Here is a 14,643-nt window from a genome sequence, read left to right on the forward strand (position 1 = left end):
TTCTCTCTCCCTGCCTTAAGTTTCCTTAGTTTTCAAAGCACTCCCAGACACCACTCAAGCCCTCGATCACACGGCGGTATGTCTGATACTTTTTCTCATAGATCTCCTGATACTCAGGACGCGGAAATACTGTCTTCGTAATCTTTACAGTCTTCTGGCTGCCATCCTCATAATCGCGGTATATTCCAACTGCGATTCCGGCTGCAATCGCTGCCCCCTGTGCTCCCAACTCCTTGTCCTCTATCACATCGATTGGTATCTGCAGAGCATCTGCAAAAATCTGTACCCAGACATCAGAATTGGCTGCTCCGCCGGAAAGCCGGATACTCGCCGGAACCTCACGGTTACGCAGCAGCTTCTTCACATGAGTTATATGTGAGAATACAATTCCTTCATAAACGGCTCTGAGCATATGCTTCTTATTATGATAGGCTGTCAGCCCGATGAATGTTCCTTTGGCTAGTGCATCCTCATTCGATCCATTTAAAAATGGCAGGAAAATAATCCCATTATCCTGAGGCTCGATGGATTCCACCCATTCATTCGTTATATCATAGACAGAACCGCCAGCTTCCTTCGCCTCTGCCTTCTCATAGTTCATCAGATTACGAATGAACCATTCCATATTCCCTGCGGAGGTCGGGCTGCTCTCCTCAATCAGGTAATATCCCGGAATGCAGAACATGGAATTTAACGCGACTGTCCCGTTCAGGACTGGTTTCTTTGCAATGAACTCATTGATGCTCCATGTTCCCGCAATCATGCACATCTTCTCTTCGTCTGATAAGCCTGACGCGATGCCGCAGGCATTTACATCGAACATACCGGCCGCAACTGGGGTCCCCTCTTTAAGAAGGGTCATCTCACTTGCTTCTTTTGTAATATATCCGCAGATATCCGCAGCATGTTTGAGCGGAGGAAGCTTTTCATAGACCTCTTCCAATCCCATATAGGAAAGAAGCTCTCTGTCATATTCCCCGGTCGTCATATTGACCAGATTGCCGCCAGAGAAATCCGTGTATTCTGCGTAGGCTTCCCCTGTCATTCTATAACGCACATAATCTTTGACTGCAAAAATGTACTTTGTATTCTCAATCACCTCAGGGCAATGGTCTTTTAACCATGCAAGCAGACTGACAGGCTGGCAGGCCAGAATCTCCTGAAATGTCTTCTGATAGACCTTTTTTGCCGTTCCATCCTCTTTCCACTTCTTCACATAGGACCATGCTCTTGCATCTGTGGAAACAATGCCGTTATATGCGCTCCTGCCATCCTTCCCGACCAGATACAGTCCTTTCCCATGTCCCGAATAAGAGACTCCGGCTATATCTTTCGGGTCCACACCGCTCTTTTCAATTGCCTGACGGACTGCCTGAGCATTTACCTGCCACAATTCTTCCATGTCCCGCTCCGTATATCCAGGCTTGGGAGTAATCGTTACCGTCGGCACACTGGCGACAGAGACCTGGCATCCATTCTCATCAAATATTGCGGCTTTGGAAAAGGTCCCGCCATTGTCAATTCCCATCAAATATCTCATGCTTCTCCTCCTGTTTCTTGCTGCGTTCTGCCGGTACCGCGTATGACCGATGACTGTCGATGAACACTGTACCGGTTACAAAATAAGGAAGAAAATCCCCACCAGAATTTTCTTCCTTATTTATGATTCATAGGATCTCAATAAGATTATAATCTATATGAGATTATTTTGCAATCGGGCATTCTCTTACAGAACGTCGATCCAATCCTGCATATTGTCTTTGTAGAAGATGTAAGGTGTTCCAGCAAGAACAGCTGTGCCATCTCCACTCTGATATGTCTCGTATGAAGTTGCTTCGTAGTCACGGAATGCATCCATATCGAATTTAGATCCAACGCTTCCATCGTATCCATCGTTTACTGCTGCATATGTAGCTGCACCTGAAACTGCTCCTAAGTGGATAACATCCCACAGCATCATGTATGGGCATACAGATTCGAATGCATCATCATCAGCTTTAGCCGGCATAAAGGACTGCATCTCTGATGGAAGTCCAAGACCTGTCAGTTTAATTTCGCTGTTCGCTGATTTCAGAGACTGTCCTGCTGCTGCGATACCTACTGTTGTAGGAGAAATGATACAGTCAACTTTGTTCTCTGCGATAAATGCCTGAGCCTGTGTTGTGGACTCTGTTAAGTCATCATTACCATATTTCTTGTCAAGATCCGGACTTACTTTTCCAGCATAGAAGTCTTTTGAAAGCTCGTCTTCCATAGCTGCAATCCATGAGTTCTGTACTGGTGTATCGATAGATGCAGAAAGAACACCTAATTTGATTTCATCCCCTGAATATTTTCCAAGTTCTGTCTTCACTGTTTCTTCCATCTTTCCATCACCAGGATAATCCACACCAAGTGTGATCAGAACTGCTGCTTCTACGAGGTAAGATCCGATATCAGCGGTCTCAGCCTGGTTAACATGGCAGATACGATATTCTGGGTTTGCTTCGGAGTCTACAGATACGATCGGGATTCCTGCTTCTTTTGCTTTCTTGAACACTTCATCATAACCAGCATCACCATTTGTGGAGATTGTGATAGAAGCAACCTTCTGTGTAATAAGCTCATCAAGCATCTGAACCTGAGCTGCTACTGTTGTCTCAGCAGGGCTCTTATAAGCGGTCTTCTCGCCCTTTGCTTCCAAGTACTCTGAAAATCCCTGATACATCAGATCTCCGAAAGAGTTACCTGTTGATTTGAACATAAATACATGTGTTCCTTCCAGTGATGCGTCATCACTGCCTGCGTCGCTTGCTGCTGCTTTCTTGTCGCCTGAGTCCCCTCCAGTTGTAGAGTCAGACTTTGTTGTGCTGCATCCTACTAAAGATGCAAGCATCATGGTGCTCATCCCCAATGCTAACAGCCTTTTCCAATTTTTCATATTACTTCCTCCTTGTTTTTATTATATAAACAGCTCTTTGGCTGCCTATAATCCGCTGCACTTCTTACTTTGTATTAAAACGTGCCTTTGCTTTTCTTTCGTCTTCCTTCTGCTCCTCAAGCCAGACCGCCGTCTGCTCCTTACATTTTTTCTGGAGTGATGCGATCTTATCTTCGCATTTCTTGATCTTAGCAGATTTATCAGCTTCGTTTAAAGTACTGTCTTTTCTTGTCTCTGCAATTGTGTTCTTGAGCACTTTAACTTCCTCTGCTGTCTTATTATTCAAAGCTTCTACGTTCTTGTTTCCCTTGAATACGACTTTCAGTTTAATGTTTGCCATCAGTTGTCTATTTACATTTGGAATCAGAACGGCAATGATCAGGATAAAGCCAGTTACAATCTTTCTTGTATTTGCATCTACTTCCAAAAGTCCAAGTGTATATGTAAGGAATGCCATAATCAATGTTGCAATGATCGGGCCATAAACCTTACCTTTACCACCATTCGTAGACACACCACCAAGTACGCAGATAGCGATTGCTGTCATCTCATAACCAGTACCCATGGTAGAGGAAACACTGCCTCCCATACGTCCTACGAAGAAGATAGATGCGATTCCGCACATGAATCCCATTAATACGAATACAAATAATTTTGTTTTTCTTACATCAATACCGGAATACTGTGCACATGTAGCATTATTACCGATAATGTAAAGCCTTCTTCCGAATCTTGTCTTCTGAAGGATGAAGACAAAACCTGCGCCCATCAGAAGGAAGATAATCAGTGAAAGCGGGATTCCCGCAATGTTTGTCCATGCAATTGCAGTATAGAAGCTTGGGAATACTTTCAATACGTTTACGTCCAGAATAATCTTAACAATTCCTCTAAACAGCATGGACGTTGCTATTGTTACAATAACCGCAGGCATTCCTATATATGCAACAAAGAATCCGTTGAATGCACCACACAGTCCGCCGGCAAGGATACCTGCAATGACACCGACAATTCCCGGCATACCTGCCTGACAGCACAGACCTGTGATCATGGATGCAAAAATCATCGTAGAGGCTACGGATACATCGATATCACCGAGCATTAGGATAAATATCATTCCGAGTACGAGCGGGCATACATCCATACCTGACTGGATGATTGCCTGGATGGTTCCTGGTGAGAAATAAAGGTTCGCCTTTTTCATCATCAATACGATGTTGATCAAAAGCAGTATGTATACCAGTACCATTTCCCAGCTTACTAAAAACTTCGATAACTTAAAGCCCTGTTTTACAGTTAAATCTCTTACAGGTGCTGTTTTTGTTGTATTGTTCTCTCCACTCATTAGATTAAAGCACCCCTTTCTCTAAGTGCTCTCTTTTCAGCAGAGCGTTCCATATAAATATTCAGTGCAACCGCTGCAATGATGATTGCTCCCTGGATTGCATCAGACCATACACTCAATCCTGGAAGAAGACTGATAAAGTATGTGATGACTGACATCATGAGGAAACCGATGATGACTCCATCTACTTTTCCTTTTCCACCATTGATGCTGACTCCTCCAAGAATACAGATTGCGATAGCTGTCATCTCGTAGGATTCACCGATACTGTAGCTGCATGTTGCATAGTTCGCTGTGTAGAGCATTCCAGCAAGTCCTGCGAGCATACCACAGAGTGTCATTGCAAGGAATACGACTCTTTCCTCTCTGATACCTGCGACCTGTGAAGACTCACGGTTCGTACCAATAGCATAGATACGACGTCCTCTTGAAGTATGTCCAAGGAACAGAATCGCCAGTGCAAATACCAGCAGCAAGATCCATAGGATCGCGGGGACCCCTAGTATCCTGAGTGTTGCAAATTTTAAATATCCTTCTGTGAACTGATGCGGGAACCACCACTGTCCACCGCTGAATAAGAAGGAAAATCCACGGAATGCATACATCGTACCAAGTGTGGCGATCATAGGCACCATCTTGAAATATCCAACCAGAATTCCATTAAAAGCACCGCAGAGAGCACCGATCAGCAGAGCAAGAAGTACCCACGCAACTGCCGGCACGCCCGGATTTTCAGCCATCAGGCGGCAGCATACAACACCGGTCAGTGACAGAGTCGCCCCGATAGAAATATCGATACCTGCTGTCAGGATGACCATCATCTCACCAATTGCAAGAAGTCCGTATACTGCATTGTTCTGAAGCATGTTCATCAAAGAATTCAGAGAATACATTGATGGTGTGATAATAGCTGCAATGATCAGAAGCACAACAAGTCCGAGAATCAGTCCAAAGTTTCTGCTTTCTGTCATCCGGGAAAGTAGTGATTTATTTTTTCCTGTTGTTCCCATTCTTAACTCTCCTTCCCTTCTTCTTGTTTTAATGACGCTTCCAGAATCATTTCCTGGGTCGTTCCCTCTGACTCAAACTGTCCGGCAACTCGTCCATTTCTCATAACTACGATTCTGTCAGCCATTCCAAGTACCTCCGGCATTTCCGAAGAAACCATGATAATTGCGTATCCACTGGCTGTCAGTTCGTTCATGATCTCATAGATAGAATACTTTGCTCCAACGTCGATACCCTTGGTAGGCTCATCGAGAATCAGTACCTTGAGGTCACAGTTCAAAAGCTTTGCAAAAACGACCTTCTGCTGATTACCACCTGATAAAGAAGACGGCGGTGCACTGATGTCTTTTGCCTTTAGCTGAATCTTCTGGCAGAGCTCGATTGCCTTCTTTTCCTCTGCAGCAACGTCGATCTTCGCCCCTTTTACGAACTTGCTCATATCGGCTGATGATACATTCTGGTAAATCGGCAGTTCGTTGATTAGCCCCTGTGTCTGTCTATCCTCTGGAAGCAGTCCGATACCGTACTTTAAAGCATCGATCGGGCTGTTGATCTTGACTGTCTTCCCTTCCAGCTCAATCGTTCCCTTATCTGGAGTCATGATACCGAAAATATTCTGACATACCTCAGTACGTCCGGCTCCGACCAGACCCGTAAGGGCAAGAATCTCACCTTTACGTACATCGAAAGATACATCCTTGAAGTATCCCTCCTTGGAAATATTGTTGACTTTCAGCACAACATCTCCAATTTTTGCATTCTTTGGCGGATACATCTGTGTTAATTCACGACCAACCATTGCTGCAATCAGCTTCTGATTCGAAATCTTGTCAACATCCCAGCAGCCTATGTATTTGGAATCACGGAATACCGTGACTCTCGTTGCCAGACGATACATGTCCTCGAATTTATGTGTGATGAAGATGATGGAAACGCCCTCATCTCTCAAATGCTCTGTAATCTGGTACAGCTCTTCACATTCTCTTCTGGAAAGTGATGCTGTAGGCTCATCCATGATCAAAATTCTTGCATCTCTTGATAACGCCTTGGCAATCTCGACTAACTGCTGCTGTGCAACAGAAAGAGTGCTCATCGGCTTGGATACATCAATATTTTTACTTAATGGCTCAATCAGTTCTTTTGCCCGTTTTGTCATTAGTTTCCAATTGTATATCCCGAACTTGTTCTTTATCTCCTGTCCCATAAAGATGTTCTCTGTTACTGACAGGTCTGGAAATGCTGTAACATGCTGATATATAGCAGCAATTCCTAATTTTGCGGAATCTTCTGTTGATCGAAGAGTAATCTTCTCTCCCTCCAATAACATTAATCCGCTGTCTGGCTGGTGCACTCCTGTGATAACTTTGATGAAGGTAGATTTACCTGCACCGTTCTCACCCATCAGAGCATGTATCTCACCTTTTTTTAACTGAAAATGTACACCATCCAATGCAGTAACACCACCGAAAGTTTTTACTACATCTTTCAGTTCCAAGATATAATCGCTCATCTTGTTTTCCCCTTTCCTTTTTTTGTCCTGCTTACCTCCTGTCTATGTACCTAGTATCCATACCTTTACCCCTTAATTCAATATCATAATTTGTTTTTTCGCTATCTAAAATTGCTATTTTAAAGCATTTGTCATTTTTGCTAGTTAATGTTATAATTTTTTAGTGGTTTTTCATCAAAAAATCAAATTTTGTCTATAAACAACATTTGTGAATTTAAACAGTAACTTTTTTTGTTTTTCATTTCATTTATTACATTGTACTAATAGAGGAGGACACATGTATGCCATCACCCAAAAGAGATTTTCCTAAAAAGTTTAATACCTATTATTTTTCTCCCAATTCCATGTCGGACTCTTTTCCATTCACAGTAAAAGAATGCGGATACTGCAGCGAGAGAAAATTTGTCCTTGGAGAAAAAAATAACTATAACGAATATCTTCTTTTATACTCTCTGGATGGTACTGTACGCTACACAAAAGATAAAAGAACTTTTTATGTACAGCCCAATTCTGTCATCACGACAGCCTGTAATACGACCCTTACATTTACCAGGGTATCAAAAGAATGGAAATATTATTATTTCATCATCGGGGGAAGTCATGCAAAACGTTTCTACAATCTGGTCCGCACCCATGATAACATTATTCTGTGTAATCCGTTTGCCAATGTACTGGATCATTTTATGGATCTCTACTATATATTAACGGAATCTACTGAGCCATATAATGATGTATGGAAATATATCCACTCCTCCATGCTGATCCACAATATTTTTACTTCCTTATATGATCTCGCATTTAATATCAGCACCATCAAAGAGATGACCCCTGCTCAGGAGAATAATATCAATGCTGCACTAAAGTATATCTCTTTGAACTATAAAGATGAATTGAGCATCGAAACGATATCGAACCAGGTCGGCTTCTCCAAGTACTACTTCTGCAAGATATTCAAAAAACAGATGGGAGTAACGATACACCAGTATGTAAATGAATTCAGAATCAATAAGGCGAAGGAACTACTTGCTTACTCCAAGCTTTCAATCAACTCTATTGCCAGCCAGGTCGGATTTAAGACTACCCTCACTTTCTTGAGGGCTTTTGAACGTTCTGTACATATGACTCCCAGTGAATACCGGGATTATTATTAAAAAGGGGTGAAAAAAGTACGGGTTCGATATTCCACATACCGAATCCGTACTTTTTCTATACAGGGAGGAAGCCCTGTTATACGTAACTAAATTTCTGACTGATTTTTTTACATCTTTTCTTTCTATACTTTACCACAGATCTTTATAAATCTGAACAATATCTGCTTTTCTCGGCACACGCGGGTTCGTTGCTGTACAAGCATCCGCCAGAGCTGCATCTGCCATACGGTCGATTGCATTGAAGTAATCTTCCTTGTCAATCTTACCTAACTGTGAAATTGACAGTGGGATATCCATCTCTTTTAACATGAACTGTACCCAGTTAACAAGGGAACGTACTGTCATGATCTTATTGTAGCTGCTCAATCCAAGGATCTGTGCAACTGTAGAATATCTCTTTACAGCAGGGAGATATTCGGTACGGCTCTTGCTGTGCTTATTGATATCACTATTGAACTCAATGATATGCGGAAGCAGCATTGCATTGGCACGTCCATGTGGTACATGGAAAGTAGCACCAAGCTGATGCGCCATACTGTGATTGATTCCCAATGATGCAGAATTAAATGCCAGTCCAGCAAGGCAGGATGCAGAGTGCATCTTCTGTCTCGCATGTGTATCATTCCCGTCCAGATATGCACGGAGCAGGAAAACACCACAGATCTCAATTGCCTTTTCTGCAAGGGCAGTTGAAAAATCATTCCTGTTTGTACTTACACAAGCTTCCAGAGCATGTGTAAATACATCCATACCGGTATCAGCCGTGATTGCCGGCGGCACGCTCTTTACAAGCTCTGCATCCAGAATTGCCTCATCAGGGGTCAAGCTTCTGGAAACCAGCGGATACTTCATCTGTTCCTTCGGATCAGATACGACCGCAAAAGAGGTTACCTCTGAACCCGTCCCGCTCGTAGTCGGTATTGCAATCAGCCCGACCTCTGCATAGTTATCTACACGGAGGGCAAATTCGCGGATGGATTTGGAGGAATCAATGGCAGAACCGCCTCCCACAGCGATGATCGCCTCTGGCCGATATTCCAGCATCTTCTTGACTCCTTCACTGATTTTCTCAATCGGAGGGTCCGGCACGACATCTTTAAAGATATCAAACTCGATATTCCCTTTCTTGAGAGGATCTGTAATCAGATTGATCATATTACTCTGTGCCATAAATGGGTCTGTAATGACCAATACTTTATGGTATGGTATCTCGATCAGACGGTCCAGCGCCTGATCACCGAAATATATTTTTGTCTTAATATCAAAGCTTTTCATAGTGCCTTCCTCTACTTCGGATAGATACACTCTATCCCTAACTCTTTTAATGCCTGCAGCCATCTGGCCGGAGGCTTCTCGTCAGTAACAACGGTCGTAATATCTTCCAGCATTCCTACTGCTGTGAAGGCCGTCTTATCGAATTTGCTGCTGTCCACAGCGAGAATTCTTTCCTTCGCTGCATCTAACATCGTCTTCTTATTGTTTGCAAGAAGTTCATCAGAATCTGTAAGACCGGACTTTAAATCGAATCCTTTGCAGGAAATGATTGTCTTATCCACGTGATATGAACGGAGCATTTTATCCGTCTGCGGTCCCACGAGGGCCAATGACCCTTCTCTGGACACGCCGCCTGTTGAAAGTACACTCCAGTCCGGCACATCAAATAATTCAATGATGATCTCCACTGAATTCGTGATCAATGTCAGATTTCTTTTCCCTTTCAATGCCTTGGCAACATATACCGCTGTGGAGCTTGCGTCCAGCATGACGCTCTCTCCGTCCTTTATCCTTGAGCTGATCAGCTCTGCTATACGCTGTTTGCCTATCACATTGTGATTTTTTCTGATGTTAAACGGTAAATCAATATTTACGTTCTCATTGATGACAGCTCCGCCATAGCTTTTAATGGCATAACCGTCATTGACCAGCTTCTCTAAATCCCTTCGGATCGTCTCCTCAGAAACCTCATAGATCTGGCTTAATTCACTTACTACTACACGCCGTTCAGCCTGCAGTTTTTCTAATATTTCATTCCGTCGTTCTATTGCCAGCATCACACTGCCTCCCGGTCACTTACATCATACAGATTCCTTTATCTCTATTCGTCTGGCCCTCACTACATACCGCAGTGCCCCACGACGATAGATCGTTCTGTAATTTATAAAATCGCTTCCCGAATCTTTGCATCGGGATGTGCAATTACAGAAGAATCGAGATACATACCTTCTTCTGCCACTGCAGCTTTTGCCTTCTCAATTGCTGCTTCCACAGCCGCCACATCACCTGTCAGCATCAGGTAAGACTTCCCGCACATTCCTCTGGCGATACGCAGCTCGATCAGATCAACAATCGCAGTCTTAGCTGCCTCATCCGCCGCTACAATGATAGAAGTCGCATCATATGTCTCCATAATACCGAGAGCAGATACCTCTTCAATCTTAGTAGCTCCATAGATTGCAGGGAAGATTGATTTATGTGGGTTGCCGAGTACGAAACTGTTGATCAGGTGTTTGCCGTGCAGTTCCTTAGATGTCTCGATTGCTGCATTCACGGCGCTTAAATCTCCTGAAATAATTACAATATATTTTCCCGGACATACTGTCTGAGCCTCTATTATACTCACTTCAGAAGTCTTTACCATAGCATCTGCTGCTACTACACCTGATGAAACAGTCTTATATTCTACCATTCCAATTGCCTTACTCATTGCCTGCACGTCCTTCCTGAGTTTCTATTACAATATATTTCTCACTTACTTCGATGACTGTACCATCTATACTTGCATGGATGCCCACACTTAAGCCCTTTCCTGGTTCAGCGACCATCTGTCCTCTTGTCACCTGGTCGCCCTGTTTCACGATTGCAGACGCAGGTGCACCAATATGCTGGCTTAAAAGGATCTTCACTTTCTTGATTGGAACTCTTGACTCATCAAGAGGTGCCTCTTTATCATACTTCGTCAGATCCAGTCTTGCCATCAGACGTTCCATCGGGACCTTACGGTATTCTCTCTCTTCTCCTACCGGCTTAGGAACTACACCCTGCGGCGGCTTGATTCCATTGGCACGAAGACCAGCTTTGTATTCTGCCATTAAAGATCTCGGTGATAATCCCTGCATACAGGAATACATCTCGCACAATCCACAGGAAGAACAGAACATGGTATTGATAAAGATATTCGGCTCCTGCATATCTTTACAGGTAGCTGCACGCATAAATAAATGCGGCTCAATCGGATGTCCTAGACGATTTCTCGGACATAGATCTGTACACATCGTGCACTGACAGCAGCATGCTGCCGCACGTTTCAAGTCGATCGATGACTTACGTCTCTTCTTCTGAATAATAAGATGTTCCTCCGGCAGTACCAATACTGCGTTAGTCGTCTTTGTCACAGGCTGAGAACCTGTTCCGATAAATCCCATCATCGGTCCTCCGATGAAGTACACCGCATCCTTTGTTGTAGTCCCCCCAGCAAGCCTTACTACTTCCTCGATCGTTGTTCCGATCGGGACACGGACTGTGACCGGATGTTCCACTTCTGCAACTACAGACACCAATTTGTCAACAACCGGAGTCTTCTGATTGAGCGCTCTATATACATTATATACAGTCTCCACATTGAAGACAGCGACTCCGCTTTCAATCGGGAGTCCGCCCGGCCTTACGACCTTGCCGGTCACTTCGTAGATCAGCACGACTTCATCTCCCGCCGGATAGACCTCGTCGAGCAGCCCGAGCCTTACCTCTGGATACTCCCCAATTACCTCATTCAACGCATCAATTGTCTTTTTATAAGCTTTTTTAATACCAATAACTACTTCTTTTGCACCTACAACCTGCCCCATCATATGGAAGGTCTCAACGATTTCCTGTGCATACTTTTCGAGTAATTGTCTATGTAATCTTAAGAGTGGTTCACATTCTGCACAGTTCAGGATGATTGTCTCTGCACGTTCATCTAACTTTGCATAAGTAGGAAAGCCTGCACCACCTGCACCAACTATACCATTCTGCTGCAATATGCTGCTTAATTCTTTCATTTCCATCATTTCACTACTCCAGTCCTGTTCCATCGTCAATAATTCCAACTATTGCTGCATCAACAGGTGCGTCCGGCATACCAGAACCGATCCTTGCGGCGCTTCCCTGTGATACTAACACATAATCACCTATACCTGCACCAATCTTATCAATCGCAATGAGTTGTTTTGCACCAGTCTGCATATGTTCCAAAACATCTACAATCATAAACTTATTGCCGACCAGATTTTCACATTTGCGTGTTGAAACAACACTACCCTTTACTTTCCCTATCAGCATAACATCCTCCTAATGCGACTTTGATTCGTAATGTGCACACTGACACATCAGCACTTTTCCTGTGAACAGGTGAAATACTAATGTGCCAGTGCACTTCTTTTTATGTAATTCTTATTTAATGATCCTGACGGTATCACCTGTGGCGATCTTAGCCGCATTGGCCTCATCAGTATCAATATGCATCTCAAGGGTAAAGCTGTCATCTACACGAATCTGCACGTGATTGAAAACAGTTCCTCTCTCGTTATCTGCCTTTACGGAAACAACATCTCCGTCATGTACCCCGGCTGCCATCGCATCCTTCGGTGACATGTGGATGTGTCTCTTTGCGATGATACATCCTTCATCCAGATAAATCGCGCCCTTTGGCCCTACAACCGCGATTGCTGCAGAACCGGCAACATTGCCGGACTCTCTGATTGGAGCCTTCACACCAAGACGGATTGCATCTGTTGCAGAAATCTCCACCTGTGATTTGCTTCTGACAGGTCCTAAGATTCTGACATTCTCTATTGCCCTAAGCTTTAGACCTACGATGGTGACCAGCTCGTTGGAAGCAAACTGCCCGCCCATAAGCTCTTTTTTCTTAGTTAACTGATATCCCGGACCAAATAAAGCCTCTACATGCTCCTGTGTCAGATGGATATGCCTTGCAGACACCCCAATCGGAACCATATATCCGGTATCATCAGATGCTTTCTGTTTCTCTACAGCTTCTAATACCATTTTGGTAATTAATGCTACATTACTATTGTCCATATCAATTCTCCTCATTTAGCTTATAGTGTGCCGCCAGTGCAGATATCCTCTGACTAAAGCGGCACACTAACCAGAACTAATTATTTAATTGTAGGAAGAATCTTTTCTACATCATTGTGTGGTCTTGGAATTACGTGTGTAGCTACTAATTCGCCAAGTCTTCCTGCTGCTTCTGCACCAGACTCAACTGCAGATTTCACTGCTCCGACGTCTCCACGAACCATAACTGTTACAAGTCCGGAACCGATCTTCTCTGTTCCTACTAATACAACATTAGCTGCTTTGAGCATTGTATCTGCTGCTTCGATTGATGCTACTAAACCTCTTGTTTCAACCATTCCTAATGCTTCCTGTGACATTCTTTTTTCCTCCTTTAATTGAATTTCTTCTACTTGTTCCGCCTGCTGCGCCGTCTGTTTTACCCTCTGAAGGGTCTTGGCCGGCGCCTTAGCTGTAGTCGTTTTCTTGGTGGATGCAGCTTTTGCAGTGCCGGTTGTCTTATTCGCTGTACTTTTCGCAGCCTTTGTTGACCTGGCAGTGCTCTTTTTTGCTGCTCCTGCTGTTTCCTTGGAACCAGCAGTTTGTTCGCCGTCTGTTGGTTTCTTCTCTTCTGCCATCTGACTGCCTCCTAACTTACCCTGTTCGCGCTGTTATTGATCAGTTTTATGATCTCCTCATGAGGATTCGCAATCACAACATGCGCTACTGGTTTCTTGATCCCGTTCGCTGCAGCAGTTTCGATGGCGCCGGTTACAGCAGATACGTCTCCGCGGATAATGATTGTTACGAGTCTTCCACCTAACTTCTTCTCCCAGGTAACGAGTTCCACATCTGCCGTCTTACACATGATATCAATCGCAACAACTGCTCCCGTCACACTTGGAACTTCAAAAAATCCATATGCCTGTCCCATGAGACTGCTCCTTTACTTCTTCAATCCGTTCTCTTTTATCGTGAACGCGATATGTGCAGTTCCTATACTGTAGGAAGAATCTTCTCTACATCGTTGTGTGGTCTTGGGATTACGTGTGTAGCTACTAACTCGCCAAGTCTTCCTGCTGCGTCAGCTCCTGTCTCAACTGCTGCCTTAACAGCTCCAACATCTCCACGAACCATAACTGTTACAAGTCCAGAACCAATTTTCTCTGTTCCTACTAATGTTACCTCAGCTGCCTTTGTCATTGCGTCTGCTGCCTCGATTGCTGCTGTAAGTCCTCTTGTTTCTACCATTCCTAATGCCTGCTGTGCCATTTTATATTCCTCCTAAACTTCTTCTACATAAATTTTATTGGGTTTTCCTTTATCTAAACCAGATAATTTTAACATCTTTTCTGTATCCTCTGTCGGTCTTGCGATCTCGTATTCGTTCACAACACCTGCAAGCTGCTCTGCTCTCGCTTTTGCGGCCTCCAATGCGGCTTTCACATCAGATACACTTCCGCGGAACTTCACCATAACGATCAGAGGTACAGGTAATTCGTCTGCATTTGCCGGTTTATTTTTATCAAAGGTCTCAAGCCTTACATTGCCTGCCTTGCATCCGGCATCTGCCGCCGCGAATGCAGTCGCAAGTCCAAAAACCTCTAACATGCCTACTGCTTCTCCCATATCAGTGTTCCTCCGGGCTTATACA

Annotated in this window: 16 protein-coding genes; 1 reads left to right on the forward strand and 15 read right to left on the reverse strand. The window is 43.9% G+C overall.

Going from position 1 to position 14,643, the window contains the following annotated elements; genetic code table 11:
• Window positions 1-25 precede the first annotated feature (25 nt).
• The 5 genes from HGO97_RS04590 to HGO97_RS04610 all read right to left on the reverse strand — a co-directional run bounded on the left by HGO97_RS04590 (window position 26) and on the right by HGO97_RS04610 (window position 6,780).
• Window positions 26-1,540, reverse strand: coding sequence for an FGGY-family carbohydrate kinase (locus tag HGO97_RS04590; protein WP_216239911.1), 1,515 nt, complete (start codon window positions 1,538-1,540; stop codon window positions 26-28).
• 186 nt (window positions 1,541-1,726) lie between these two features.
• Window positions 1,727-2,920 carry a substrate-binding domain-containing protein gene (locus HGO97_RS04595; RefSeq protein ID WP_216239913.1) on the reverse strand — a complete coding sequence of 398 codons (1,194 nt, stop codon included), beginning with the start codon at window positions 2,918-2,920 and terminating at the stop codon, window positions 1,727-1,729.
• A gap of 64 nt (window positions 2,921-2,984) precedes the next feature.
• Window positions 2,985-4,262 (reverse strand): ABC transporter permease, encoded by a 1,278-nt coding sequence (locus HGO97_RS04600; protein ID WP_216239915.1) that lies wholly within the window; start codon window positions 4,260-4,262, stop codon window positions 2,985-2,987.
• The gene (locus HGO97_RS04605; RefSeq protein ID WP_216239917.1) at window positions 4,262-5,272 is read right to left on the reverse strand and encodes an ABC transporter permease; all 1,011 of its coding nucleotides are present in this window, start codon (window positions 5,270-5,272) and stop codon (window positions 4,262-4,264) included. Before HGO97_RS04605 ends, HGO97_RS04600 begins: the two co-directional genes overlap by 1 nt.
• A 2-nt stretch (window positions 5,273-5,274) precedes the next feature.
• Window positions 5,275-6,780 carry a sugar ABC transporter ATP-binding protein gene (locus HGO97_RS04610; protein ID WP_216239919.1) on the reverse strand — a complete coding sequence of 502 codons (1,506 nt, stop codon included), beginning with the start codon at window positions 6,778-6,780 and terminating at the stop codon, window positions 5,275-5,277.
• A gap of 281 nt (window positions 6,781-7,061) precedes the next feature.
• On the opposite strand from HGO97_RS04610, the gene HGO97_RS04615 reads away from it, so the two are divergent.
• Window positions 7,062-7,931 carry a helix-turn-helix domain-containing protein gene (locus HGO97_RS04615; RefSeq protein WP_216239920.1) on the forward strand — a complete coding sequence of 290 codons (870 nt, stop codon included), beginning with the start codon at window positions 7,062-7,064 and terminating at the stop codon, window positions 7,929-7,931.
• Window positions 7,932-8,060: 129 nt separating this feature from the next.
• Here HGO97_RS04615 and HGO97_RS04620 read toward each other — a convergent pair whose 3' ends face one another.
• The 10 genes from HGO97_RS04620 to HGO97_RS04665 all read right to left on the reverse strand — a co-directional run bounded on the left by HGO97_RS04620 (window position 8,061) and on the right by HGO97_RS04665 (window position 14,618).
• Window positions 8,061-9,206: a 1-propanol dehydrogenase PduQ gene (locus tag HGO97_RS04620; RefSeq protein WP_216239921.1), complete on the reverse strand. Its 1,146-nt coding sequence runs from the start codon at window positions 9,204-9,206 to the stop codon at window positions 8,061-8,063.
• 11 nt (window positions 9,207-9,217) lie between these two features.
• Window positions 9,218-9,982, reverse strand: a complete 765-nt coding sequence (locus HGO97_RS04625; RefSeq protein ID WP_216239922.1) for a DeoR/GlpR family DNA-binding transcription regulator — start codon at window positions 9,980-9,982, stop codon at window positions 9,218-9,220.
• Window positions 9,983-10,086: 104 nt separating this feature from the next.
• Entirely contained in the window at window positions 10,087-10,635 is a 549-nt protein-coding gene (locus HGO97_RS04630) for a BMC domain-containing protein (protein WP_216239923.1), read from the reverse strand.
• A complete protein-coding gene (locus HGO97_RS04635) occupies window positions 10,628-11,977 on the reverse strand; it encodes an SLBB domain-containing protein (protein WP_216240254.1) in 1,350 nt (449 codons plus the stop codon). Before HGO97_RS04635 ends, HGO97_RS04630 begins: the two co-directional genes overlap by 8 nt.
• Window positions 11,978-11,984: 7 nt before the next feature.
• The gene (locus tag HGO97_RS04640; protein WP_168866828.1) at window positions 11,985-12,251 is read right to left on the reverse strand and encodes a EutN/CcmL family microcompartment protein; all 267 of its coding nucleotides are present in this window, start codon (window positions 12,249-12,251) and stop codon (window positions 11,985-11,987) included.
• 111 nt (window positions 12,252-12,362) lie between these two features.
• A complete protein-coding gene (gene pduL / locus HGO97_RS04645; protein WP_216239924.1) occupies window positions 12,363-13,010 on the reverse strand; it encodes a phosphate propanoyltransferase in 648 nt (215 codons plus the stop codon).
• 80 nt (window positions 13,011-13,090) lie between these two features.
• On the reverse strand, window positions 13,091-13,369 hold the full coding sequence (locus HGO97_RS04650) for a BMC domain-containing protein (RefSeq protein WP_168866768.1): 279 nt from the start codon (window positions 13,367-13,369) through the stop codon (window positions 13,091-13,093).
• 269 nt (window positions 13,370-13,638) lie between these two features.
• Window positions 13,639-13,923, reverse strand: a complete 285-nt coding sequence (locus tag HGO97_RS04655) for a BMC domain-containing protein (RefSeq protein WP_168866767.1) — start codon at window positions 13,921-13,923, stop codon at window positions 13,639-13,641.
• A 62-nt stretch (window positions 13,924-13,985) separates the two neighbouring features.
• Window positions 13,986-14,261: a BMC domain-containing protein gene (locus HGO97_RS04660; RefSeq protein ID WP_024853108.1), complete on the reverse strand. Its 276-nt coding sequence runs from the start codon at window positions 14,259-14,261 to the stop codon at window positions 13,986-13,988.
• Window positions 14,262-14,273: 12 nt separating this feature from the next.
• The gene (locus HGO97_RS04665; protein WP_216239925.1) at window positions 14,274-14,618 is read right to left on the reverse strand and encodes a BMC domain-containing protein; all 345 of its coding nucleotides are present in this window, start codon (window positions 14,616-14,618) and stop codon (window positions 14,274-14,276) included.
• Window positions 14,619-14,643 lie beyond the last annotated feature (25 nt).

It is taken from the genome of Faecalicatena faecalis (genome assembly GCF_012524165.2).
Lineage (GTDB): Bacteria > Bacillota > Clostridia > Lachnospirales > Lachnospiraceae > Faecalicatena_A > Faecalicatena_A faecalis.